The sequence below is a fragment of the Bradyrhizobium sp. SEMIA genome (assembly GCF_014844175.1).
Lineage (GTDB): Bacteria > Pseudomonadota > Alphaproteobacteria > Rhizobiales > Xanthobacteraceae > Bradyrhizobium > Bradyrhizobium arachidis.
In genome coordinates this window covers 5,384,998-5,408,230 of record NZ_CP046601.1, presented here as the reverse complement: position 1 = coordinate 5,408,230, position 23,233 = coordinate 5,384,998, and the positions used below count along the sequence as shown (strand labels likewise).

Below are 23,233 nucleotides of genomic sequence, written 5' to 3'. Positions count from 1 at the left end.
AAGGGCGGAAGGGCGCCGGGCCATCATGACGGATAATCCCCCGCCAGCGCGCCGAACAGGATGACGGCGGCGGTCGACGCCGCCCCGCCCCGCGCAAGCTGCTCGGCAAGCTCGGCAATCGTGGTGCGGACCAGCCGCTCGTCGGCGCGCCCGAGGGATTCGGCGAACAGCGCGGGGGTATTAGGGGCGAGGCCCTGCGCGATCAATTTTGCGGCAAGATCCGGAAAGGTGCGGCGGCCCATATAGACCACGGTCGTCGCTTCGGGGTCGGCCAGCGCCGCCCAGTTCAGGTTCTGCGGCAGCTCGCCGGTGACGTCGGCCCCGGTGACGAACTGCACCCGGCGCGAGGTATGGCGCCGGGTCAGGGGAATGCCGGCTTGCGCGGCGGCGACGCAGGCCGAGGTGACGCCGGGAACGATCTCATAACCGATACCGGCCTCACGCAGCGTCTCGAGCTCCTCCTCCAGCCGGCCGAAGATCCCGGCATCGCCGGACTTCAGCCGCACCACGCGCGCGCCGGTTGCGGCGTAGTCGACCAGCAAGCGGTTGACGTGGTGCTGCCTGGTCGAGGGCCGCCCTGCCCGTTTCCCCACCGCAACGAGATTGGCGCCGGGCCGCGCCAGGTCGAGGATCGCGCCGGAGGCAAGATCGTCATAGAGCACGACGTCGGCCTCGCGCAGCCGCGCGGCGCCCTTCACGGTCAGGAGCTCGGGATCGCCCGGGCCGGCGGAGACGAAGGAGACAAAACCGCTCACCGGTCCTCCGCGATCAGATGAAAGAACGTGCCGGTCGCCTGTCCCCGCCGCGAGCCGGTCTCGGCAATGACTGCGCCGGTCGCATCATGCACGACCGCCAAAGGCGTGTCAGGCTGCGCAAGGATGGTCGAATAGTGGAATTCGTGGCCGCGAAGCCGGGCGCCCGCCTGATGTCCCGGCATCGGTGCTGCGAGCGCGGCGAGACGATAGCCGAGATGCATGCGGCGCTTGGCAAAGCTCGTCTCGAGGCCAAGCAGGCCCGTCATCTCGTGGCGGACGCCTTCGGCGTCGGTCAAAGCGGTGCCCAGCACCATATAGCCCCCGCATTCGCCGTGCACCGGCCGCGTCTCGGCGAAGGCGCGCAGGCCGCTGCGAAAGCGTGCATTGGCGGCGATCTTGCCGGCATGGAGCTCGGGATAGCCGCCGGGCAGCCAGCAGACGTCCGCACTGGCATCGGGACCTTCATCGGCAAGCGGCGAAAATGTCGAGATCTCCGCGCCCGCCGCGCGCCAGGCTTCCAGCATGTGCGGATAGACGAACGAGAACGCCGCATCGCGCGCCAGTGCAATGCGCTGCCCGGGCGGCGTCACATTGAGGCCGTTCGACGCAGCTTGCGGCGACCAGCTCGCTGCCGCTCGCAGCACCGCATCGAGATCGACATGCTCGGCGACGAAGCGCGCGGCCTCGTCGATCAGCTTGCCGATCTCGGCCTGCTCCTCAGCCTGCACCAGGCCGAGATGCCGCTTCGGCAGCGAGATCTCGGCATGGCGCGGCAGCGCGCCGAATACGGCGATGTCCGCGTCGTTGAGCGCGCGCCGCACGAGGTCCTCGTGGCGCGGGCTGGCGACACGATTGAGCACGACACCGGCAAGGCGCACGCCGGCGCGGTAGTCGCGAAGACCGGCTGCGATCGCAGCCGCGGTCTGCGCCTGCCCGGAGGGATCGATCACCAGCACCACGGGCCAGCCCAGCATCTCCGCGATATCGGCAGTCGCGCCAGTGCCGGAGACCCCGCGCGCGGCGACGCCGTCGAACAGGCCCATCGAGCCCTCCGCGAGCACGACATCCGCGTCCGCGCCGCGGCTGACGAGATGGGCGATCGCCGCGCGGTCCATCGCCCAGCTGTCGACATTGACCGAGGCGCGACCCGTCGCGGCGGCATGAAAGGCGGGATCGATGTAGTCGGGCCCGCTCTTGAAGCACTGCACGTTCAATCCGCGCTGGCGCCAGGCGCGCGCGAGCGCCAGCGTCAGCGTGGTCTTGCCGACACCGGAGGCCGGCGCAGAGATGACGAGGCCTGCGGCCATCACGACGCCTCCGGAAAGCGCGGCTCGGCGCCGACGGGACGATAGCGGCGATCGTAATCGACGGCGTAAAGACGGCTCTCGTCGAAATCCGCAGCGCCGAGCGTCTTGCCGACGAGGATCAGCGCCGTGCGCTCCATCTCGCCACCGACGGCGGCATCGAGGGTTGCGAGCGTCGCACGCACGATGCGTTGATCCGGCCAGCTTGCGCGCCAGACGATCGCGACCGGGCAATCTCCGCCGTAGTGCGGCGAGAGCTCGGCGACGACCTTGTCGAGCAGATGGATCGACAGATGGATCGCAAGCACAGCACCGGTCGCCGCGAATGCGGCAAGGTTCTCGCCTTCGGGCATCGCGCTGGCGCGGCCCGGCGTGCGCGTCAGCACCACTTCTGCGCAAGGCCGGGCAGCGTCAGCTCGGCTTCCAGCGCGGCGGCGGCGGCCGAGAACGACGGCACACCCGGCGTGACCGTGTAGGGAATGCCGAGTGTGCGCAGGCGGCGGAGCTGCTCGCCCATCGCCGACCAGATCGACAGATCGCCGGAATGCAGCCGTGCGACGTCCTTGCCCTCGGCATCCGCGGCGGCGATCTCCGCGATGATCTCGTCGAGCGACAGTGGCGCGGTGTTGACGATGCGTGCACCGGACGGGCAATGCGCCAAAACGCCTTCCGGCACCAGCGAGCCGGCATAGAGGCAGACCGGACAGGCCGCGATCAAATCGCGGCCGCGCAACGTCAGCAAGTCAGGCGCCCCGGGCCCTGCGCCGATGAAATGCACGGTCATGCGCCATCTCCTTCGGCGATCGCGGCCGTCGCAGTGCGATCCTGCGAGACCACGCGCGTCGCAATCAGACGCGCGCGAGGGCCCGCGGCCGCAAGCGCTGCCGCCTCGGCGACCGAGCCGGTTCCGAATTTTTCCGCGACGAGTTTTGACTGCGTCGGCGTGTCGACATTCGCGAGCACATCCGACGGAACGGCCTTGATCGGCACGCCGCATTCGCGCGCGAGCTGCTTTAGCGCCTCCGCATCGGCCTTGTCGCTGACGGTCGCGACCGCCGCAAGACCTTCAGTGCCGCCAGCGGCCAGCAACGCCTCGCGCAGCGAAGCCAGCGTGACATCCTTTTTGAATCCGAGTCCGGCGACTTTCATCGCACCGCACTCCACTGCACAACCGCCCGGGCTGCCTCCCACGAGCGATAGCGGCCGAGCGGAGCGGCATGCGCTATCTCGACCCGCATCAGCTCGCCGCCATGGCGCTGATGCAGCTCGCCGAGCAGCGCTTCCGTCTCCAGCGTGACCGAATGTGCGACGAGCCGCGCGCCTGGCAAGAGACGGGACCAGACGGCATCGAACATCGCGGGATCGAGACCGCCGCCGATGAAGACGGCATCCGGCGGGTCTTGGCCAGCAAGAGCTTCAGGTGCCCTTCCCGTGACGACGGTGATCCGATGCGCCAATCCGAACGCCGCCGCATTGGTGCGAATGTTCGCGGCGCGATCCTCGCGCGCCTCGATCGCAATCGCCGTCCCGCCGCACAGCGCCCACTCCACCGAGATCGAGCCCGAGCCGGCGCCGATGTCCCACAGCCGCTCGCCCGGACGCGACGCCAGCGCCGAGAGCGCGAGCGCGCGCACCGGCCGCTTGGTGATCTGTCCGTCATGGACGAAGAGATCGTCTGAGAGGCCGGAGCTGCGGGGAATGCCTTGCCCGCCCCTCGCCTCAACAGCGACTGCGACCAAGTTGCCAGCGACATCGCCCGCAAAGCTGTCGGCGCGATGTTCAGCAATGCTTTCGCGCGGCCCACCGAGCGCGGCGAGCATCCAGAAGCCCGACGCGCCCCATCCGCGCTCGCTGAGCCATTTCGCGAGATCACCCGCCGCCCTCCTGTCGCGCACGAGGCAAATGATGCGCGCACCATTCGCTAGATGCGGAATGAGACGTTCGAACGGCGCTGCGTGGAGGCCGAGACAGGCAACGGCCTCGAGACGCCAGCCCAGCCGCGCAGCGGCGAGCGAGAAGGTCGACGGCGCCGAATGCGCGATCCACTCGTTGGCATCGAGCTTTTCGGCAAGACTTGCGCCGGCGCCATGCCAGAACGGATCGCCGGAGGCGAGCACCACCGTCGGCCGGCTGCGGCAGTTCAGCACGACATCCGCATCGAACGGCACCGGCCAGGGCGGCCGCGGTGACCAACGTCTGCAAGCGCGAGATGACGCTCGCCGCCAAAAACAGTTTCCGCCTTGGCAAGCGCCTTTCGGCTTGCCTCGGGCAGCCCGGCAAGGCCATCTTCACCGATACCGATGATGGTCAGCCAGGGATCAGCCAAGGAATCAACCATGATGCGCGCCCTCATTCTGGGCGGAACTGCCGATGCGAGCCTGCTCGCCGCGACGATCGCGCGCGCGCAGATCGATGCCGTCTATTCCTATGGCGGCCGCACCCGTGCGCCCGCCGATCAGCCGCTGCGACCCGCATCGGCGGTTTCGGCGGCGTGAGCGGGCTTGCGGACTATATCCGCGATGAAGGCATCACGCATATGATCGACGCGACGCATCCCTTCGCCGCCGAGATGAGCCGCAACGCGGTTGCGGCGTGCGCCGAGACCGGCACGCCGCTGATTGCCCTCGAACGCATGCCATGGGACAGGACGCAAGGCGACAACTGGATCGAGGTCGCGGACGTCAACGCGGCGGTCGCCGCGCTGCCCGACACGCCGGCAAACGTGTTCCTCGCCATCGGCCGCCAGCACATCGCGCCGTTCGCGAGCAAGCCGCAGCATGCCTACACGCTGCGTTTCGTCGATCCGCCCGAAGCGCCCCTGCCCTTCGCCGCGGATGTCATCGTGTCGCGCGGACCGTTCACGCTCGAGGGCGAGCTCGAGATGCTGCGCGCCCGCGGCATCGCCTGGATCGTCGCCCGCAACTCCGGCGGCGACGGCGCGCGCGCCAAGATCGACGCGGCCCGAGGGCTCGGCCTGCCCGTGATCATGATCTCCCGACCGCGGCTGCCCGAGCGGCTGCGGGTCGAGAGCGTCACTGACGTGATGCAGTGGCTCGGTCATTCGACCCGCCTCGGTGCATAGACCCAGCGGCCGACGCGGCGCGTCTGCGAATTGCCGATGATGACAAGCGTACGCATGTCGGCCATCTCAGGCGTCGCTTCGTTCAGCGCGACGGTCTCGATCTTCTCGTCAGCCGAGCTGATCGCACGCGCGAAGATGACTAAGCGGTCGCTACAACCAGCTTCCTTCAACACCGCAAGCGCACGGCCAAATCCCTCCGGTCGGCTCACTGAACGCGGATTGTACATCGCAATCGAAAAGTCGGCCTCGGCGGCGAGCCGCAGGCGTTTCTCGATCACCGCCCAGGGCTTGAGATTGTCGGAGAGATTGATCGCGCAGAAATCATGGCCGAGCGGCGCGCCGGCGCGCGCGGCCGCCGCCAGCATCGCGGTGATGCCGGGCAACACGCGGATCGGCAGTTTTTGATATTGCGGCGCCTGCTCCAGCGCCTCGAACACCGCTGAGGCCATCGCAAAAACGCCGGGATCGCCAGAGGATACGACGACGACCTGCCCGCCTTCAGCCGCGAGCCGCAGGGCTTCGCGCGCGCGCTGCAGCTCTTCGCGATTATCCGACGGATGCAGGGTCAGCCCCGGCCGCGGCGGCACGCGCGAGACATAAGGCGCATAGCCAAGAATATCGGTCGCCGCTGCGAGCGCCGCGGAGACCTCGGGCGTCACCAGAGCATCGCTGCCCGGCCCGAGGCCTGCGATGGTCAGTGTGCCCGTCATTCGGCGGCGTCCAGATGCCGGCCCTTGCCATGCACGAGCACGATCGCAAAGTAAGGACAATCGGCGGCATCGATCTCCGAGAGCCGCGCCACGCGCTCACCGGGCATGGTGCCGCGCTCGACCAGCCAGGCATCATCGAGCCGCCCAGCGGTTGCGAGCGCGCGGCGCACCTTTGCGATGTTGCGCCCGGTCTTCATGATCACGAGCGCATCGGAATCGCGCATGCGGCGTTCGAGCTCGTCCTCGGGAAGCGTCCCCATGAGCACCGTCGTCACGTCGTCGCCGAGCGCGATCGACTGCCCGACGCCATTCCAGCAGCCGACCATGCCGGGAATGCCGGCGATCACCTCGATCTCGACGCGGCCCTGCAGGCGCGTGTGCAGATGCATGAAGGAGCCGTAGAAGTAGGGATCGCCCTCGCAGAGCACGACGACATCGACCGCGCGGGCAAGCCGCGCCAGGCGCTCGGCCCATTCGTCGTAGAAGCCGGCGAGAAGTTGCACGTACTCCGGACTGTCGAACGCAATTTCTGTCGTGACCGGATATTCCATGGGATATTCGGTGACCTCGGCCGCCAGCATGCCCTCGACGATGCGGCGCGCCTGGCCGGGCCTGCCCTTCTTGCGGAAATAGGCGACGTGCTTTGCGCCGCGCACCATGCGATCGGCGCGCACGCTCATCAGGTCTGGATCGCCGGGGCCGAGACCGCAGCAGATGATGCGACCCATGGCTATTCGCTCCGGCTCGCCAGCGCGTTCACGGCGGCCACCGTGATCGCGGAGCCGCCGAGGCGGCCCTCGACCGTCAATGCCGGCACCGGCGGATCGGCCATCAGCGCCGCCTTGGATTCGGCGGCGCCGACGAAGCCGACGGGGCAACCGATGATCGCCGCCGGCCGCGGACAGTTTTGGTCCTCCAGCATGTTGAGGAGGTGAAACAGCGCGGTCGGTGCGTTGCCGATCGCGACGATTGAGCCACCCAAATGCGGCCGCCACAACTCCAGCGCCGCAGCCGAGCGCGTGTTGCGCATGGACTGCGCCAGCGCCGGAACGGCCTCGTCGCCGAGCGTGCAGATCACGGCATTGGCCGCAGGAAGTCTGGCACGCGTGATTCCTTCCGAGACCATGCGCGCATCGCACAGGATCGGGGCGCCCTTCTGCAAGGCGGCGCGCGCAGCGGTTGCCATACCGGGCGTGAAACGGATATGTGCTTCCAGCCCGACCATGCCGGCGGCGTGGATCATCCGCACCACGACCTGCTCTTCATCGGGCGTGAACCGCGCAAGATCGGCCTCGGCGCGGATGGTCGCAAAGGATTGCCGGTAGATCGCCGCGCCGTCGGTTTCATAGGTGTGCGGCATCAGTGTCCTCCGACCAGGATGGAGGGATCGCTGACGATGTCGGCACAGTTCAGGCCGCGCAGGACCGGCTCGTCCCGGGTCGAGCCGTTCCGCACGAGATCGAAACCGGCGCTGGTCGCAACCAGCGTCACCGCCGAGGCTCCGGAGCGAGCGCAGCCCTTGGCGCATCCGGAGACGTGGAGCTTCGTGTCGAGGGCAATGCGCGGCGCCAGCGCGGCCGCCAGCGCGCGCGTGTCGGCATGCGCCTCGCGGCAGCGCGGCGCACCGCTACAGGCGATCACGCGCAGCGCCGGATCGTGAGGCTCCGTGATGAGACCCGCGCCGTTCGGCATCTCGCGTTTGCCCTCGCTCAAAACCATCCGCCACGGTGTCATGCGCAGCGCGTGACCGCAGCCGGAAAACTGATGCAGCGTCGTGTGCAGCATCTGCCCGAACGCGACGCCGACGAGCGCTCCTTGCGGATAATGCCCGGGCCGCGATGCCGGCATCACGGGCGCAGGCTCGGTCTCGCCGCGCAAGGCCGCGGGCAATGCCCGCCCGCCCTTCGTGCCACCGGAGGCGACGAACCAGCCTGCGAGCGCGAGCGCCGTGCTCACGGCCTCTCCGCGCGCGACCGAGTGGCCGAACCTTGCGCCATCAGCCCGCACCAGCAGACGGCCGCCGCGATCGCGTTCGATCCGCACGTCGGCGGAATCGCCGGCGAGCACGCGCGACTTGCCGTCGTCGATGGCGAAGCCGAATTTGGTGGGAAGGTCGAGCGCGCTGTCGGCGAGCGCTTCTTCAAGCTCCGCAGCGAGCGCCTGCGTCTCGTCACCGACAGTCCAGAACGGCGTCACCAGGATGTTGCGGCGAGCTTCGATGTCGGTATCTGGATCGAGCAATTGCAGCTGCGCAAGGCCGTCGATCAGCGGCCGATGGGTCTCCTCGCTCACGCCCCTGATCTGGAGGTTGGCGCGGCTGGTCACATCGATGAGGCCGTTGCCGTGGCGCTCGGCGAGCTCGGCGAGCCCGGCGATCTGGTTTGCCTCAAGCCGTCCGCCGAACGGACGCACGCGGACCACCAGCCCGTCGCCCGATTGCATCGGGCGCAGCGCGCCGGGACACCAGCCCTTGACCATCGACGCGCTCATGATGCCTCCTTCAGCGCAGCCGCGATCGAATTGCGGCGCGTTCGCCAGAGGGAGGCCTCATGCAGGCGCGCGAAGCAGGTCTCCATCGCGGCCAGCGCCGCCGGATTCTCGTGCGCCATGAAGGCGCGGATGTCGGCATCGCCGAGCGTCGCGTCGTAATACAGATCGAACAGATGCGGCGGCACGGCCCCGGCCAGATGCGCGAATGCAGCCATGTGCTCGAGTGTCGCCGTGATCTCGGCGGCCCCGCGAAAACCGTGACGCATCATGCCGGCGATCCAGGCCGGATTGGCCGCGCGTGCGCGAACCACGCGCGAGATCTCCTCCGTCAGCGTGCGCGCATGCGGCTGCTCGGGGCGCGTCGTGTCGAGATGATAGAGCGATGGCCCGGCCGCGCCGAGATGGGCCGCGGCCGCCGCAACGCCGGCTTCGTGCGCGGCATAGTCGGCAGCGAGCAGCAGATCGGTCTCCGGCAAATCCTGGACGTGGACGAAGGCATCGGCCGATGCGAGCCGCTGCTCGATGCCGGCGCGATCGGGCTTGATCGCGCCATCGGCGGAGAAGGCCCAGGACGAGGCTGACAGCCAGGCTTCGCCGGCGGCGTCGCGCGTATCTGCCGTAAAGGCATCGGGGATCGCTGAGAGGCCGACGCCGTATTGTCCGGGCCGCGGCGCGAACACGCGCGAGGCGCGGTGGCGGTACGGATTCTCGTCGCCCTCCTCCTCGCGCGTTGCGAGCGCCTCGGATGCTGCCTCGAACAATTGCGCAAGGCCGGAGAAGACATCGCGGAACAGCCCCGACACACGCAGCGTGACGTCGATGCGGGGCCGTCCAAGCTCGGCCGGCGCGATGATGTCGTAGCCGGTGACGCGGCCGGAGGCGTGATCCCAGCGCGGTGCGAGGCCGGCCAGATGCAGCGCCATCGCGAACTCTTCGCCGGCAGTGCGCATCGTCGCCGAGCCCCAGAGGTCGACCACGAGGCCCTTCGGCCAGTCGCCGTGATCCTGCAAATGGCGACGAAGCAGCTCTTCGGCGAGCTTGACCCCCTGCGCATGTGCCGACGGCGTCGGCACGGCGCGCGGATCGACGGCAAAGAGATTGCGTCCCGTCGGCACGCAGCGCATCCCGCTCCGCCTCGCCGCAGGCGCCGCGGCCGAACACGTGCAGGCCGTCGCCGAACTGGCTTTCCTTGAGATCGCAGACGAAGCGGTCGATGCGCGGAATGGCTTCGGCCGGCGCGGCCGACGCATCGAGACCGAGATCGTCTTCGAGGCCCGCTGCACGGGCCTCGTCGCGGATCGCCGCGATCAGGCGCTGGCGGCGCGCGGGATCGAGACCATCGGCGGTCGAATATTCGTCGAGCAGGCGTTCGAGCCGGCGCAAACCCTCCGGCACCGTGGATTGCTCGAGCGGCGGCGGCAGATGGCCGATGGTGACGGCACCGATCCGCCGCTTGGCCTGCGCAGCCTCGCCGGGATCGTTGACGATGAAGGGATAGATGACGGGGAGATCGCCGATCAGCGCTTCCGGCCAGCACCCCGACGACAGCGCCACGGATTTCCCCGGCAACCATTCCAGCGTCCCGTGCGCCCCCATGTGCACGACGGCATCAATGCCCTGCTCGCGGAGCCAGAGATAGAACGCGACATAGCCGTGGCGCGGCGTGCGGGCGAGATCGTGATAGTCGGAATCGCGCGTGATGGCGTCGCCACGCTCCGGCTGAACGGCGATGATTGACTGGCCGCAAGCGGTGGCCGCGAAGCGGAACGCACCGCTGCCGCAGCTTGGATCGGTCTCCAGCCCGCCCCAGGCTTGCGCGAGATCATCCCGCAGGGATTGCGGGAGGTGTAAGAGTGACGCGCGGTAATCGGCGACGCTCCAGCTCAGATGCTGCTTCAGCAGCGTCTCGCCGAGCGCATGGACCGGCGCGACATCGAAGCCGGCCTTTGCAAGGTCAGACACCAATGCCTCGACCGAAGCCAGCGCATCGAGCCCAACCGCATGCGCGATCTGGTGCGGCCGGCCCGGATAGTTCGAAAGCACGATCGCGACGCGCTTCCCGGCAGCCGGCTTTTCCGCAAGGCGCCACCAGGCTGCAACGCGCGCGGCGACGGCCGTCACGCGCTCCTCATCCGGCCGATGCGCCAGATGCGAAAATTGCAAATCGGGATCGCGCTCCGCCGCCGACTTGAAGCTCACGACGCCCGCGAACACGCGGCCGTCGACCTCGGGCAGCACCACGTGCATCGCGAGATCGCCGGGCGACAGACCGCGCAACGATTCCGCCCAGTCCTCGCGCCGTGCCGACGAGAGCGCGACCTGGAAGACGGGACATGACGCAGCATCGAACGGCGTCGTGCCATCTTCGCCCAGCGCAGAAAACGCCGTCGCATTGACGATCGCGGCCGGAGGGTTCTTCGCAAGATAGTCCCGCAGCCAGCCCGCGACGCCCGGGCCCTTTAGGGAGGTGACGAACACGCCATACGCCGCAAAACCCTTCTCGCGCAGCGCAGCGATCAGGGCATCGACCGGGCCGGTGTCAGCGGCAGTGAGATAAGAGCGATAGAAGGTCACCAGCGCGAGCGGCCTGCCTTCACCCGGCGCCGGCGCGGCGATGACACCACGCGCGGGATCATAAAAGCCCATCTCGGGCACGGTCATCTCGCCGACGACCGGACCGGCATAAAGGCCCGAAGCCAGCGCAAGCTGAGCAATCGCGGCCTGAGCGGCAACGGGGCCACCGGTGTCGCAAAGCACCTTGAGCCGCCGCAGCGTCGAGACCGGCAGGGTCGAGTAAGCATCGAGCCGCGTGTCGTCGCGGCCGTCGGCCGGCAGCACGGCCAGCACGATGTTACGATCTTTGGCGAGCTGCTGGAGCGCCGCAAGGCCATAGGGCCAATAAGATTCTCCGCCGATCAGACGCACCAGGATGCCGCGCGCCTGCGACAGCGTGCGCTCGATATAGGTGTCGACCGAGAGCGGATGACGCAGCTCCGCGAGATTGGCGAGCCGCAGCGACGGCAGGCTGCTACGGCCGCGCCGCCAGCCCGCCGCGAATGCGGCAAGGTCGGAATCCGAGTACGAGAGCACCACGAGATCGGCCGGGTCCTGGCCGATGTCTCTTGGCGTCGCGGTCTCCTCGAGACCCCGGCTCTCGCGGAAGACGACGTGCATCAGACTCCCAATCCCGCCTTGATCGCGGCCTCATCGATATCGCCATGCTCGCCGATCACGACGAGCTTCGACTGCCTGAGACCCGCGCCCCAGGGCTTGTCGAACTGGTGGCGCACGCGCTCGCCGACGGCCTGAAGCAGCAGGCGCATCGGCTTGCCCGCGACCGCGATGTAGCCCTTGGCACGCAGCACGTTCTGCTCGCGCGCCAGCCTCTGCACCGACGCAACCAGCGTATCGACATCCGCAACCTCCGGAAGATCGATCACGACGGAGGCGAAATCATCGTGCTCGTGCTCCTCCTCGCCATCGTGATGCGACGGGCGCGCGGCAAGATCGTTCTCGGCGGCGGCGCCGAGCCCGAGAATGACGCGCGCGTCGATCGCACCGTCGGTGACGGGCAGCATCGGCACGCGGCGCGGCATCTCGGCGGCGATCGCGGCCTTGGCGGCTTCAATGCCGGCGCTGCCGGCGAGATCGGCCTTGGTCAGCAGCACGATATCTGCGCAGGCGATCTGGTCCTCGAACACCTCCGAGAGCGGCGTCTCGTGATCGAGATTTTCGTCCGCGGCGCGCTGCGCTTCGACAGCCGCCGGGTCCGGCGCGAAGCGACCGGCGGCAACCGCCTCGGCATCGGCGAGCGCGATCACGCCGTCGACGGTGATGCGCGAGCGGATCTCCGGCCAGTCGAATGCTTTCAGCAGCGGTTTTGGCAGCGCCAGGCCCGAGGTCTCGATCAGGATGTGATCGGGCCGCACCGGGCGCGCCAGCAACTGCTCCATGGTCGGAATGAAATCGTCGGCAACGGTGCAGCAGATGCAGCCATTGGCGAGCTCGACGATATTCTCCTCCGGGCAGTTGGCATCGGCGCAGGATTTCAGGATCTCGCCGTCGACGCCCTCGCTGCCGAACTCGTTGACCAGCACGGCGAGCTTCTTGCCATTGGCATTGCTGAGCAGATGCTGGATCAGCGTCGTCTTGCCGGAGCCGAGAAAGCCCGTGACCACCGTGACAGGGACTTTTGCGAGCGAGTTCATTCGGCGGCCTCCGGCAACACGGCAATGGGGGGAATGCGGGCAAGCGACTGCTTGCGGAAGATTTCGGGCCGGCTGCGCCACGGCACGAGGCCGTCGGGCGCGGCCGCATAGGCCGCGGCGCCCGCGACCACGTCCTGCGCGTTCGCATCCGACAGGCGGCCATAGACATAGGACCAGCGGCCGGGCGCGCTGAGCGCGACCGAGCAGCCCTGGCTGCATGCAGACAGGCATTCGACGGGAACCACGTTGACGCCCTCGGGCACGCCGGCCTCGAGGATCGCGCCATGCAGGCGCTTGCCGGGTGTGGTCTCGCCTTCGCCAAGCGTCTGGCCAGCGCGGCAGGTGATGCAGACGTGAAGTGTGACGGTCATCGCCTCTTCCAGAATAAACAGCGGGAGGCGAAGAGGCACACGGACCATTCTCGTGAAGGCCCGTTTCCCCGTCGCGGAACACCCCGTCCGCCGGTCCAAAACTCGTCCGCGCTGGCAGGTCTCCCGGCTTGCGGAGCAGGGTTTTGGCCCTTCGATCCCCGCCTTCCCGATCCCCTAGGGGATCAGTGGCTTCGGGCATCTCTCCGGTCACGGTCGCGGGGGCGGCTGCATTTTGGACCCAAATCTTGCCGATTCGGACCCTATCGCATTCCCTCTTCGCCTGTCATAGGACAGGAACCAGTGCCGGGCCACCATTTGCCCCCGGCCGCCTCTTGTCAAGCCGAAGGACCGGGACCGATGACGCCAGAACCGGATACCCAAACCACTGAGGAAACCGACGCCCGCCACGCCCAGAAAATGGCGAAGAAGAAGGCCGCCCGCGACAAGATCATGGCGACCAAGAGCGGCGAAAAGGGCCTGATCATCGTCCACACCGGCGCCGGCAAGGGCAAGTCGTCCTCGGCCTTCGGCATGATCGTCCGCTGCGTCGCCCATGGCTTCCCCTGCGCTGTCGTGCAGTTCATCAAGGGTGCCTGGGATACTGGCGAGCGGCGTCTGCTCACGGGCCATTTCGGCGAGCTCTGCCAGTTCCATGCCATGGGCGAAGGCTTCACCTGGGAAACGCAGGACCGCGCCCGCGACATTGCCGCCGCCCGCGCCGGCTGGGAGAAGGCCAAGGAGCTGATCCTCGATTCGAACCTGCGCATGGTCGTGCTCGACGAGATCAACATCGCGCTGCGCTACGACTATCTCGACATCGCCGAGGTCGTCGACTTCCTGACCTCGAAGCCGCCGATGACGCACGTCGTGCTCACCGGGCGCAACGCGAAGGACGAGCTGATCGAGATCGCCGATCTCGTCACCGAGATGACGCTGGTCAAGCATCCCTTCCGCTCCGGCATCAAGGCGCAAGCCGGCGTCGAGTTCTGAGCGCGATGGCACGCGCACTGATGATCCAGGGGGCCGGCTCGGACGTGGGCAAGTCGCTCATCGTGGCCGGCCTCGCGCGCGCCTTCACACGGCGGGCCTTGCGCGTACTTCCCTTCAAGCCGCAGAACATGTCGAACAATGCGGCCGTCACCGTCGATGGCGGCGAGATCGGGCGTGCGCAGGCGCTTCAAGCGCTCGCGGCGGGCGTCGAGCCGCACACCGACATGAACCCGGTGCTGCTGAAGCCCGAGACCGATGTCGGCGCGCAAATCGTCGTGCATGGAAAACGCATCGCCACCGCGCGGGCGCGCGAATACGCCGCGATGAAGCCCTCGCTGATGGGCGCGGTGCTGGAGAGCTTTGAGCGGTTGAAGGCGCGCGCTGATCTGGTGCTGGTCGAAGGCGCGGGCAGTCCGGCCGAGGTGAATCTGCGCAAGGCCGACATCGCCAATATGGGCTTTGCGCGCAAGGCCGACGTGCCGGTCGTGCTCGTTGGCGACATCGATCGCGGCGGCGTCATCGCCCAGCTCGTCGGCATCAGGACGGTGATCGACCCCGACGATGCCGCGATGATCCAGGGCTTTGTCATCAACAAGTTCCGCGGCGATCCCACGCTGTTTGACGACGGCTACAGGCTGATCGAAGAGAAGACTGCGTGGCGCGGCCCGGCGTGCTGCCCTGGTTCGCCGCGCGGCGACTGCCGGCCGAGGACGCGCTGGGCCTCAGTGATGCGCGCAAGCCCGGCCAATGCAAGATCGCGTGCCTCGCGCTGTCGCGCATCGCCAATTTCGACGATCTCGATCCACTCAAGCTCGAGCCAGGCGTCGATCTCCTGATGGTGCGCCCCGGCGAAGCGATCCCCGGCGACGTCAGACTGGTCATCATCCCCGGCTCAAAGTCCACCCGTGGCGATCTCGCGTTCCTGCGCGCGCAGGGCTGGGACATCGATCTGCTCGCGCATCACCGCCGTGGCGGCCACGTGCTCGGCCTATGCGGCGGCTATCAGATGCTCGGACGCAGCGTTGCCGACCCCGATGGCATTGAAGGCCCGGCAGGTGATACGCCGGGGCTCGGGCTTCTCGATGTTGAGACGGTGATGAGCCCGCAGAAGACGTTGACGCGCGTCGCAGCCGTCCACGCCACGACCGACCAGTTGATCGAAGCCTACGAAATCCACATCGGCCGCACCGACGGGCCCGATCGTGCCCGACCGTTCGCAAAGCTGAACGGCGAGCCGGAAGGCGCGATCTCCAGGGATGGCCGCGTGCAGGGCAGCTATCTGCACGGCCTGTTCACGTCGGATGATTTCCGCAAGGCGTTTTTGGCGAAGCTCGACATCCCCGCGGGCAACGAGCCCTATCATGCCCGGGTCGAAAGCGCGCTTGACGCCCTCGCCGATCACATCGAAAAACATCTCGATGTCGAGGGCCTGCTCGCGCTAGCGCGCTAGGGCATCGGCGAGGCGCGTCCATTCGGCCTCAACGCCGGGAAGCCCGAGCCGCAGCCATGCCGGTTTTTGCGCGAACACGCGCGACCAGATCTGGCGACGTGCAAGCTTCTCCTGCGCGGCGAGCGCGTCTGACGTCTCGTAGAGACGAAACAACGATGCACCGCCGATGAGCCGCCAGCCCTGTCCTAGCGCTATCTCGTCGAGGCGAACACAATCACGCCCAAGCCGCGCCGATGTCGCCTCCGCCCAGGCATCGTCGCGCAATGCGCGGCCGCCAATCGCAATCGCTGCGCCAGAGATAGGCCAAGGCCCGACATCGCCGCCAGCTTTGCAATGTCAGCGGCGTTGCCGATCGTGAAGCCGAGCCGCAGGCCGGCAAGGCCGTAGAACTTCCCGAAGGAACGCAGGATCAGCAGCCCAGGGCGATCCGCTTCCGGCGCCAGCGACAGATGCGGAACGGCGTCGACAAAGCTCTCATCCACGATGAGACGGCCGACGCGCGGCAGCAACGCCAGCAGATCCTTTGGTGCGAAGGTCCGGCCATCGGGATTGTTGGGATTGACCACGATGGCGAGGTCCGCGCCGGCCAGCGCATCGAGCTCGCCGACTTCATGGACGTCCCAACCCGCAGCCGACAGCACTCCCGCATATTCATTGTACGTAGGCGCGAGGATGCGGGCGCAGCCGGGCGCGCCAAGTTGCGGCAGCAGTTGGATGGCGGCTTGCGCTCCGCCCACCGCGACGAGCGGTGCACTCGTACGGTAGGCGTGCCGCGCCGCCTGATGCAATGCCTCGATCTCGGCCCGCGACGGCAGCGCGCTCCACGCGCGCGCGCTCACCTCGCCCACCGGATAAGGCAGCCGGTTGATCCCGGTCGACAGATCGATCCAGTCCTCCGCGCGGCCGCCAAACCGCTGCTGGGCCAGATCGAGATTTCCACCGTGCTCGCGCATGCTCTGTTCTTTCACGCGAAGGCGAGGATCGCAAGCAGACCGGCGAGGAGCAGCATGGCGCGGCGGTAGACATTCAGTCCCTCGCCGATGTCGGCGGGATGCGGATCGCGCGCGCCTTCGTTCAGCCAGGGCTCGTTCGTGACGCTGCCATGATAGATGCGGGGACCGCTGAGCCGCACGCCGAGCGCACCGGCCATCGCCGCTTCCGGCCAGCCGGCGTTGGGAGAACGGTGACGGCGCGCATCGCGCGTCATGCACGCCAGCGCCAGGGATCGGCGCGGTGCCAGCAGCACGAACAAGAAGCCGGTCAGGCGTGCCGGAATGAAGTTCGCGACATCGTCGATGCGCGCCGCGGCCCAGCCGAAAGCCTCGTGCCGTTCGCTGCGATGACCGATCATGGAGTCCAGGGTATTGATCGCCTTGTAACCCAAGATGCCGGGCAGGCCGAACAGCGCGCCCCAGAACACCGGCGCGACGATGCCGTCGGACGCATTTTCCGCAAGACTCTCGATCGCCGCGCGCGCGATGCCGGCTTCATCGAGGGCGGCGGGATCGCGGCCGACGATGCGCGAGACCGCGTCGCGCGCAGCCGCGATGTCACCGGCCCGTAGCGGCTGCGCGACGGCGGCGACGTGATCATGCAACGAACGCAAAGCGACCAGCGGCCAGGCGAGGACGCCGACCAGCACGATCTGGATCCAGCCCCAGGGAAGCATTGACTGTAGCAAGGACTGAAGCACCCAGCCGACCGCGACGGAGAGCGCGATCACCACGAGCGCGCCGGCAATACCTGCAGCGCGGCGGAGCGCCGGCGGATCGGAATCGCGATTCCAGGCGGCGTCGATGGCGCCGATCAGCCGGCCCAGCCAGGTCACGGGATGGCCGATCCGGGCGAACAGCCATGACGGCCAGCCCGAGAGGGCATCCACCGCCATCGCCACCACCATCGCACCTGCAAAGCCCACGCCCACCTCCTGTCCCGCCCCTGTTGCGCAAAGCGAGGGGCGAGCGCAAGCCCTGCCCGCCTGATTTCGGCTTTGTCTTTGGCCGCGTTTGGTGGTTAGTCAGGCCCACAGGAGACCTTCATGGCCGTCATCTTGATCACGGGCGGAGCGCGATCGGGCAAGAGCAAGCGTGCGGAAATGCGCACGCGCGCCTTCCCCGGGCAGCCCGTTTATGTCGCGACGGCCGAGGCCCTCGATGCGGAAATGGAGACGCGTATCGCCAAGCATCGCGCGCGGCGCGGAACTGACTGGCTCGAACGCGAGGTGCCGCTCGATCTCGTGCCCGCACTGGTCGCAACCGATGGCGACGGCGCACGACTGGTGGATTGCCTGACGCTGTGGCTCTCCAACCTGATGCATGCAGAGCGCGACTGGGAGCGTGAAGTGAGAGAGCTCGCCAGCGCCCTGCCCCGCCTGAAAAGCCCCGCCGTCTTCGTCACCAACGAGGTCGGCCTCGGCATCGTGCCCGACAATGCGCTGGCGCGCAGCTATCGCGACGCCGCCGGGATCATGAACCAGACCATCGCCGCCGTCGCCGACGAGGTCGAGTTCGTGGTCGCCGGCCTGCCGATGAAACTGAAATGATGCCGCGCGCCGAATTTTTGAAAGACATCATCGCCGATCTCAGGATGGCGGCGTCGTTCGTCACGATCCTCCCCGTGGCATCGTCAAAGCCTGCAGCCGACGGCGCCGTCGCGCGCGCGACCTGGGCGCTCCCCGTCGCCGGACTGCTGGTCGGCCTTGCCGGCGCGTTGGTCTACAAAATCGCCATCCGCGTCGGACTGACGCCGAACCTCGCCGCGCTGCTCGCGCTGGCTGCGACCACCCTGATCACCGGTGCGCTGCACGAGGACGGACTTGCCGATACCGCTGACGGGCTCGGTGGCGGCCGCACCCGCGAGCGCAAGCTCGAGATCATGCGCGACAGCCGGATCGGCACCTATGGTGTCTGCGCGCTCATCCTGTCGTTCGGCCTGCGCTGGAGCGCGCTCGCGGCGTTGTCGGCCAGCGCGGGGAGTACCGCCGGGACGGAGCGTCGCCATCGCCTTTGCGGTTGGAACGCTCGCACTCGCCCTGGCGTTGGGGCCGGGCAAGGCGCTGGTCGGCCTGATCCTGCTCTCGCTCGCCGGGCTGCTGCTGGCGCGGCTTGCAATCCGCCAGATCGGCGGGCAGACCGGCGACATTCTCGGCGCATTCGAGCAGATCGGCGAGATCCTGATCCTGCTGGTCGCCGCGGCCTTTCAGATCGGACGCTGAGCCGATGGTCGAGTTCGATGACACCTTCCGCCGGCAATTGCACGAGCTGTTCGTGTGGCGCCGCGATGTGCGCCGCTTTCGCACCGATCCGCTGCCGGACGGCGCCATCGACCGCCTGATCGAGACCGCCTGCCTCTCGCCTTCGGTCGGGCTCAGCCAGCCCTGGCGCTTCGTCATCGTCGACGATGCCGCTCGCCGCCGCGCCGTGATCGACGACTTCAAATCATGCAACGCCGATGCGCTCGGTGCCTATGCCGGCGAACGCGCCGCGCGCTACGCCACGCTCAAACTGTCGGGGCTCGAGCAGGCGCCGGGCCACCTCGCCGTGTTCGCCGACAAGGCCAGCGACATCGGCCACGGCCTCGGCCGCGCCACCATGCCCGAGACGACGGAATATTCCGTCGTCGCCGCGATCACCGCGATGTGGCTCGCCGCGCGCGCGGAAGGTATCGGCCTTGGCTGGGTGTCGATCCTGAATCCTGCACGAATTCACACCATTCTCGACGTGCCTGATACCTGGAAGTTCATCGCCTATCTCTGCGTCGGCTATCCCGAGGCTGAATGCGACCGGCCGGAGCTGGAGCGGGCGAAATGGGAGCACCGGCGGGGAGCGGGCGAATTCACGCTGCGGCGTTGAAGGCTGGTTCTTGCAGAACCCGAAACAGACGACTCCCTGGCCGCGTAGGCTTACGGTATCGGGCTGCCAAAGGCTGCGAATGAGCGTTCATAAGCGTAGTTTTTCATCAATTGTGGTTGCTAGCCTTTCGGGATATGCACAGCGTCAGGAACAATTTTTGCGAAACATTTCATGATTGAGCGGCCCGCTCCTGCCCGCGCTGCGCCGGCGGTCGCCCGCCGCGATTTCCTTCGCCTCGCCGGCGCAACTGCCGCGGGCTTCTTCGCGCTCGGCGCAATGCCGGATCGCATGCGCATCGTCGCCTCGCTGACTGCATTGTCACTCGACGACGAGCTGACGAGACGCAGCATGACCGAAGCTGCGACCACCCGGCTTGGCGGCCTCATTGCAGGCCTGCGGCAACGCGGCTGGGTCGAAGGGGTCAATTTCCGCCTGGAGCTGCGCTCGAGCTTCGGCGGAGCCGACAAGTTGAAGAGCGCCATCCAGGAGATCATCGATCTCAAGCCCGACGTCATCCTGACCGGCTCGACGGGTGAGACCGCGGCCGTCCTCGCGGCCACCAGGACGATCCCGATCGTGTTCGCGACCTCCAACGATCCCGTCGGCAACGGCTTCGTCGAGAGCCTCGCCCATCCCGGCGGCAACGTCACCGGCTTCACCAGCAGCACGCCCGAGATGGGCGGCAAATGGCTTCAGCTCATCAAGGAGGCCGTGCCCGACATCGCGCGTGTCGGCGTGCTGTACAATCCGGCGACGACGCCGCGCGCCGGGCGCTACTATCTCGACTCGCTCGAGGCGGAGGCCGTGACATGCGGGGTCGGCGTGGTCCTCGTCCCCGTCGGCAAGGCCGCGGAGATCGAGGGCGCGATCGGCCGCTTTTCCGAGCCGCCCAAGGCCGCGATGATCTCGCTCGTCGACAGCTTCCTGGTGGTGAACCGCCAGGCGATCGTCGCAGCAACGGCAAAATATCGCGTCCCGATGATCTATCCGTTTCACTACTTCATGGACGCGGGCGGACTGATGAGCTACGGCCCGACGCTCGAGGTGCGCTCGGCCGACTATGTCGATCTCATCCTGCGCGGCACCAAGGCAGGCGACCTGCCGGTGCAATCGCCGCGCAAATACGAGCTCCTGATCAACCGCAGCGTTGCCAACGCGCTCGGATTGAGGATTCCATTCACGCTGCTGGCGCGCGCGACGAGATCCGCGAGTGAACGAAGAGGTCGACCAGGGACATTTGCGGACGCCACCCGGCCGGCTGTTCCGCAAATATCTCGTCTCGATCGTCGCCCTCGCCTTCGCCGCGCTCGCCATCAACACCGGCTTCGACGTCTGGTTCTCCTATCGCGAGCAGAAGCAGCTTCTCGCCGCGATCCAGCGCGAGCAGGCCGCAAGCGCGGCGATCCAGATCGGCCAGTTCATCGGCCAGATCGAGAACCAGATCAGATGGCTCTCGCGCCTGCCGCCGGAGCTGTCGACCAACGAAGACGATCGCCTCAACGCCATCCGCCTGCTGCGCCTCTCGCCCGCGATCGCGGAGATCACCGAGCTCGACGCGCAGGGCCGCGAGCAGGTGCGCGTGTCGCGCCGCATCGCCGACAGGATCGGCAGCAAGGCCGATCTCTCGACGTCGCCGGCCTTCCGCGGCGCCAATGAAAGCCGGGCCTATTACGGGCCCGTCTACTTCTTCGGCGACACCGAGCCGTTCATGACGATTGCGACGCGCGGCACCGGCCGCTCCCCCAATGTGGTCGTCGCCGAGGTCAATCTGCGCTTCATCTGGGACCTGGTCGCCGGGATCAGGGTCGGCAACACCGGCAAGGCCTATGTGGTCGACCGCGAGGGCGTCTTGATCGCGCATCCCGATCTGTGGCCGGCGCTGCAACGCAGCGATCTCTCCGGGCATGCGGACGTGCGCACCGCGCTCGACGGCGTCGGGCCGCCCTCGGGTGGCCTGGTCAAGGAGGACCTGTCGGGCCAGCGCGTGCTGTCGACCTATGCGACGGTTCCCTCGCTCGGATGGCTGGTGTTCGTCGAGCTGCCGCTCAGCGAGGCCTATGCGCCGATCTATGCATCGATCGGCCGGTCGACCTTTCTCCTTGTCATTCTGCTCGCCGGTGCGGTGCTGGTCTCACTCTTCCTCAGCCGGCGCATGACCGTGCCGATCCAGATCCTGACGCAGGGCGCACGCCGGATCGGCAGCGGCGATCTCGGCCTGCGGCTTGCGATCAAGACCGGCGACGAGCTGGAAGCGCTCGGCGACCAGTTCAACCGCATGGCCGCGCATTTGCGCGAATCCTATGCGACGCTGGAGCGCAAGGTGATCGAGCGCACCTCCGAGCTGGAGAAGGCGCGCGATCAGGCCCTTGCCGAGCACGATGCCGCCGAGCGCGCGCGCAGCGCGGCGGTGGCGGCCAACGAGACCAAGTCGCGCTTCCTCGCCGTCGTCAGCCACGAGCTGCGCACGCCGCTCAATGGCGTCATGGGCGTGCTGCAACTGCTCGACGACGCAGCCTCAGCGAAGCGCAGCGCCGCCAGCTCGCGACCGCGGCCGCATCGGGCGAAACGCTGATCGCGCTGGTCGATGCCATCCTGGAATATGCGCGTCTGGAGGCCAGCACCGAGGCGTTGGAGACGCGCGACTTCCGGCTCGACCAGCTCGTCGAGACCGCCGCCGATCTGATGCGCCCGCAGGCCTTCGGCAAGGGCCTCGCCTTCGATCTCGCCTGTGAGGCAACGGCCGATATCTCGGTGCACGGCGATCCCGTCCGGCTCAACCGCATCCTGCTCAACCTGATCGGCAACGCGATCAAGTTCACCCCGCACGGCGGGATCGCCGTGAGGGCAGAAGCCGAGCAGCACGACAATCATGTGCTGCTGCGCGTCACGGTCCGCGATACCGGCATCGGCATCGCCCCTGACATGCACGAGCGGATCTTCGAGGACTTCGTGCAGGCCGACGACAGCATCGCGCGCAGGTTCGGCGGCACCGGCCTCGGCCTTGCGATCGCCCGGCGCCTCACACGCCTGATGCGCGGCGAGCTGACGGTGACGAGCACGCCGGGCGAAGGCAGCACGTTCACGCTCGAAGTGCCGCTCGGCCGCGCCGCGAGCGGCGTCGCGCAAGGTGCAATTCCGCCGCCGTCGCGGCAGCTCAGCGTGCTGCTGGTGGACGACGATCCCGTCAATCGCGAGGTCGGCGAAGCCATCCTGAAACGGCTCGGCCACCGCCCCACCCTCGCCGGCAACGGCGCCTCGGCCATCGCCCTCGCGCGCGATCAGGCCTTCGACGTGATTCTGATGGACCTGCACATGCCCGACATGGATGGCGTGGAAGCGGCATCAAAGATCGGCAAGCTGGCCTTGCCGAAGATGCCGCGCATCATCGCCGTGACCGCCGACGTCTCGCGCAGCGCCCGCGAACGGCTTGCAGGCGCAGGCATCGCCAAGATCGTCAGCAAGCCGATCCTGATCAATGCGCTACGCGAAGCGATCGAGGACGATCTCGAGGCTGAGCCGGCAGACGTGCAGCTCACCGCGGGCGCATTGATCGACCGGCACTTTCTCGACGACCAGAAAGAGCTGCTGGGCGCGGCGCAAATCGCAAAGCTCCACCGTCTGCTGGAAGAGACCAGCGAAAAGCTGATCGATGACATCGCCAAGGCCGCGACAACTGGCGACCGCATGCAGCTCGCGCGATCCACGCACCAGCTCGGCAGCGCCGCCGGCGCGCTCGGCCTCGTCCGCCTGTTCGAGCGCTGCCGTGAGGTCGAGCTGGCGGCCCCCTCGATGTCCCCGGCCGAGTGCCAGAGCGCCGCCCGCGATCTCGCCGCGCTTCGGAAAGCCTCGATGAGCGCGCTGGATGAGTTGCTCACATCTGCCGATCAGCGCGCCGTGGACTAGAGAGGCTCGAACGGCACGAGTCCGGATTTGTTCGCCGTTTCCACCTGTGATCCATGTCGGACATCAAGACCTCGTCCCGCCCGAACCAATTTGGTGCGGTGCCGCCTGAGCTGGGCTAG

13 protein-coding genes, 9 pseudogenes and 1 riboswitch are annotated in these 23,233 nt (G+C 67.8%); of the genes and pseudogenes, 8 read left to right on the top strand and 14 right to left on the bottom strand.

Translation table 11 applies throughout. The annotated features are described in order from the left end of the window. Positions 1–23 precede the first annotated feature (23 nt). The 5 genes and pseudogenes from cobA to cbiE form a co-directional block, all read right to left on the bottom strand. Positions 24–755 (bottom strand): uroporphyrinogen-III C-methyltransferase, encoded by a 732-nt coding sequence (gene cobA / locus FOM02_RS26345; RefSeq protein ID WP_027558966.1) that lies wholly within the window; start codon positions 753–755, stop codon positions 24–26. Beyond that, positions 752–2,062 carry a cobyrinate a,c-diamide synthase gene (locus tag FOM02_RS26340; protein WP_027558965.1) on the bottom strand — a complete coding sequence of 437 codons (1,311 nt, stop codon included), beginning with the start codon at positions 2,060–2,062 and terminating at the stop codon, positions 752–754. The genes cobA and FOM02_RS26340 overlap by 4 nt, the downstream gene beginning before the upstream one ends. Then, positions 2,062–2,843, bottom strand: a pseudogene (gene cobM / locus FOM02_RS26335) (precorrin-4 C(11)-methyltransferase). Before cobM ends, FOM02_RS26340 begins: the two are co-directional and overlap by 1 nt. Next, positions 2,840–3,208: a cobalamin biosynthesis protein gene (locus FOM02_RS26330; RefSeq protein ID WP_027558963.1), complete on the bottom strand. Its 369-nt coding sequence runs from the start codon at positions 3,206–3,208 to the stop codon at positions 2,840–2,842. Before FOM02_RS26330 ends, cobM begins: the two are co-directional and overlap by 4 nt. Next, positions 3,205–4,385, bottom strand: a pseudogene (gene cbiE, locus FOM02_RS26325) (precorrin-6y C5,15-methyltransferase (decarboxylating) subunit CbiE). Before cbiE ends, FOM02_RS26330 begins: the two are co-directional and overlap by 4 nt. Before the next feature lie 10 nt (positions 4,386–4,395). Here cbiE and FOM02_RS26320 point away from each other — a divergent pair. Continuing rightward, a pseudogene (locus FOM02_RS26320) lies at positions 4,396–5,141 on the top strand (cobalt-precorrin-6A reductase). Here FOM02_RS26320 and cobJ read toward each other — a convergent pair. From cobJ to FOM02_RS26280, 7 genes and pseudogenes are all read right to left on the bottom strand, one after another. Beyond that, a complete protein-coding gene (gene cobJ / locus FOM02_RS26315) occupies positions 5,117–5,851 on the bottom strand; it encodes a precorrin-3B C(17)-methyltransferase (protein ID WP_027558960.1) in 735 nt (244 codons plus the stop codon). The pseudogene FOM02_RS26320 and the gene cobJ overlap by 25 nt on opposite strands. Then, entirely contained in the window at positions 5,848–6,579 is a 732-nt protein-coding gene (locus tag FOM02_RS26310) for a precorrin-2 C(20)-methyltransferase (protein ID WP_027558959.1), read from the bottom strand. Before FOM02_RS26310 ends, cobJ begins: the two co-directional genes overlap by 4 nt. A gap of 2 nt (positions 6,580–6,581) precedes the next feature. Further along, positions 6,582–7,211: a precorrin-8X methylmutase gene (locus FOM02_RS26305; protein ID WP_027558958.1), complete on the bottom strand. Its 630-nt coding sequence runs from the start codon at positions 7,209–7,211 to the stop codon at positions 6,582–6,584. After that, positions 7,211–8,341, bottom strand: a complete 1,131-nt coding sequence (gene cobG / locus FOM02_RS26300) for a precorrin-3B synthase (RefSeq protein WP_265440116.1) — start codon at positions 8,339–8,341, stop codon at positions 7,211–7,213. Before cobG ends, FOM02_RS26305 begins: the two co-directional genes overlap by 1 nt. Beyond that, positions 8,338–11,515, bottom strand: a pseudogene (locus FOM02_RS46910) (cobaltochelatase subunit CobN). Before FOM02_RS46910 ends, cobG begins: the two are co-directional and overlap by 4 nt. Then, positions 11,515–12,549, bottom strand: coding sequence for a cobalamin biosynthesis protein CobW (gene cobW, locus FOM02_RS26285; RefSeq protein WP_027558955.1), 1,035 nt, complete (start codon positions 12,547–12,549; stop codon positions 11,515–11,517). The pseudogene FOM02_RS46910 and the gene cobW overlap by 1 nt, the downstream one beginning before the upstream one ends. Next, positions 12,546–12,920, bottom strand: coding sequence for a DUF1636 family protein (locus FOM02_RS26280; RefSeq protein WP_027558954.1), 375 nt, complete (start codon positions 12,918–12,920; stop codon positions 12,546–12,548). Before FOM02_RS26280 ends, cobW begins: the two co-directional genes overlap by 4 nt. A gap of 95 nt (positions 12,921–13,015) precedes the next feature. Next, a riboswitch (cobalamin riboswitch) is annotated at positions 13,016–13,237 on the bottom strand. Positions 13,238–13,277: 40 nt separating this feature from the next. Between FOM02_RS26280 and cobO the strand changes: the two genes are divergently transcribed. After that, positions 13,278–13,910, top strand: a complete 633-nt coding sequence (cobO, locus tag FOM02_RS26275; RefSeq protein WP_027558953.1) for a cob(I)yrinic acid a,c-diamide adenosyltransferase — start codon at positions 13,278–13,280, stop codon at positions 13,908–13,910. A 5-nt stretch (positions 13,911–13,915) separates the two neighbouring features. Next, positions 13,916–15,360: pseudogene (locus FOM02_RS26270) on the top strand (cobyric acid synthase). Here the strand turns inward: FOM02_RS26270 and cobD are convergent. Next, a pseudogene (gene cobD, locus FOM02_RS26260) lies at positions 15,349–16,313 on the bottom strand (threonine-phosphate decarboxylase CobD). The pseudogenes FOM02_RS26270 and cobD sit on opposite strands and share 12 nt — an antisense overlap. Before the next feature lie 11 nt (positions 16,314–16,324). Further along, the gene (gene cbiB, locus FOM02_RS26255; RefSeq protein ID WP_027558950.1) at positions 16,325–17,278 is read right to left on the bottom strand and encodes an adenosylcobinamide-phosphate synthase CbiB; all 954 of its coding nucleotides are present in this window, start codon (positions 17,276–17,278) and stop codon (positions 16,325–16,327) included. A 120-nt stretch (positions 17,279–17,398) separates the two neighbouring features. On the opposite strand from cbiB, the gene cobU reads away from it, so the two are divergent. The 5 genes and pseudogenes from cobU to FOM02_RS46905 all read left to right on the top strand — a co-directional run bounded on the left by cobU (position 17,399) and on the right by FOM02_RS46905 (position 23,114). After that, positions 17,399–17,902, top strand: coding sequence for a bifunctional adenosylcobinamide kinase/adenosylcobinamide-phosphate guanylyltransferase (gene cobU / locus FOM02_RS26250; RefSeq protein WP_027558949.1), 504 nt, complete (start codon positions 17,399–17,401; stop codon positions 17,900–17,902). Further along, positions 17,899–18,574, top strand: a pseudogene (locus FOM02_RS47185) (adenosylcobinamide-GDP ribazoletransferase). The gene cobU and the pseudogene FOM02_RS47185 overlap by 4 nt, the downstream one beginning before the upstream one ends. Before the next feature lie 4 nt (positions 18,575–18,578). Beyond that, positions 18,579–19,211, top strand: coding sequence for a 5,6-dimethylbenzimidazole synthase (bluB, locus tag FOM02_RS26235; protein ID WP_027558947.1), 633 nt, complete (start codon positions 18,579–18,581; stop codon positions 19,209–19,211). Positions 19,212–19,382: 171 nt separating this feature from the next. Continuing rightward, a pseudogene (locus FOM02_RS26230) lies at positions 19,383–20,354 on the top strand (ABC transporter substrate-binding protein); the annotation flags it as partial. A 67-nt stretch (positions 20,355–20,421) separates the two neighbouring features. Then, positions 20,422–23,114, top strand: a pseudogene (locus tag FOM02_RS46905) (ATP-binding protein). The last annotated feature ends 119 nt before the right edge of the window (positions 23,115–23,233 follow it).

What these genes read in the sequence shown, in the direction of transcription:
- cobO (WP_027558953.1), top strand. Translation starts at nt 13,278, where the DNA reads ATGACGCCAGAACCGGATACCCAAACCACTGAGGAAACCGACGCCCGC.
- cobU (WP_027558949.1), top strand. Translation starts at nt 17,399, where the DNA reads ATGGCCGTCATCTTGATCACGGGCGGAGCGCGATCGGGCAAGAGCAAG.
- FOM02_RS26280 (WP_027558954.1), bottom strand. Translation starts at nt 12,920, where the DNA reads ATGACCGTCACACTTCACGTCTGCATCACCTGCCGCGCTGGCCAGACG.
- FOM02_RS26305 (WP_027558958.1), bottom strand. Translation starts at nt 7,211, where the DNA reads ATGCCGCACACCTATGAAACCGACGGCGCGGCGATCTACCGGCAATCC.
- cobW (WP_027558955.1), bottom strand. Translation starts at nt 12,549, where the DNA reads ATGAACTCGCTCGCAAAAGTCCCTGTCACGGTGGTCACGGGCTTTCTC.
- FOM02_RS26330 (WP_027558963.1), bottom strand. Translation starts at nt 3,208, where the DNA reads ATGAAAGTCGCCGGACTCGGATTCAAAAAGGATGTCACGCTGGCTTCG.
- cobJ (WP_027558960.1), bottom strand. Translation starts at nt 5,851, where the DNA reads ATGACGGGCACACTGACCATCGCAGGCCTCGGGCCGGGCAGCGATGCT.
- FOM02_RS26340 (WP_027558965.1), bottom strand. Translation starts at nt 2,062, where the DNA reads ATGGCCGCAGGCCTCGTCATCTCTGCGCCGGCCTCCGGTGTCGGCAAG.
- FOM02_RS26310 (WP_027558959.1), bottom strand. Translation starts at nt 6,579, where the DNA reads ATGGGTCGCATCATCTGCTGCGGTCTCGGCCCCGGCGATCCAGACCTG.
- cobG (WP_265440116.1), bottom strand. Translation starts at nt 8,341, where the DNA reads ATGAGCGCGTCGATGGTCAAGGGCTGGTGTCCCGGCGCGCTGCGCCCG.
- bluB (WP_027558947.1), top strand. Translation starts at nt 18,579, where the DNA reads ATGGTCGAGTTCGATGACACCTTCCGCCGGCAATTGCACGAGCTGTTC.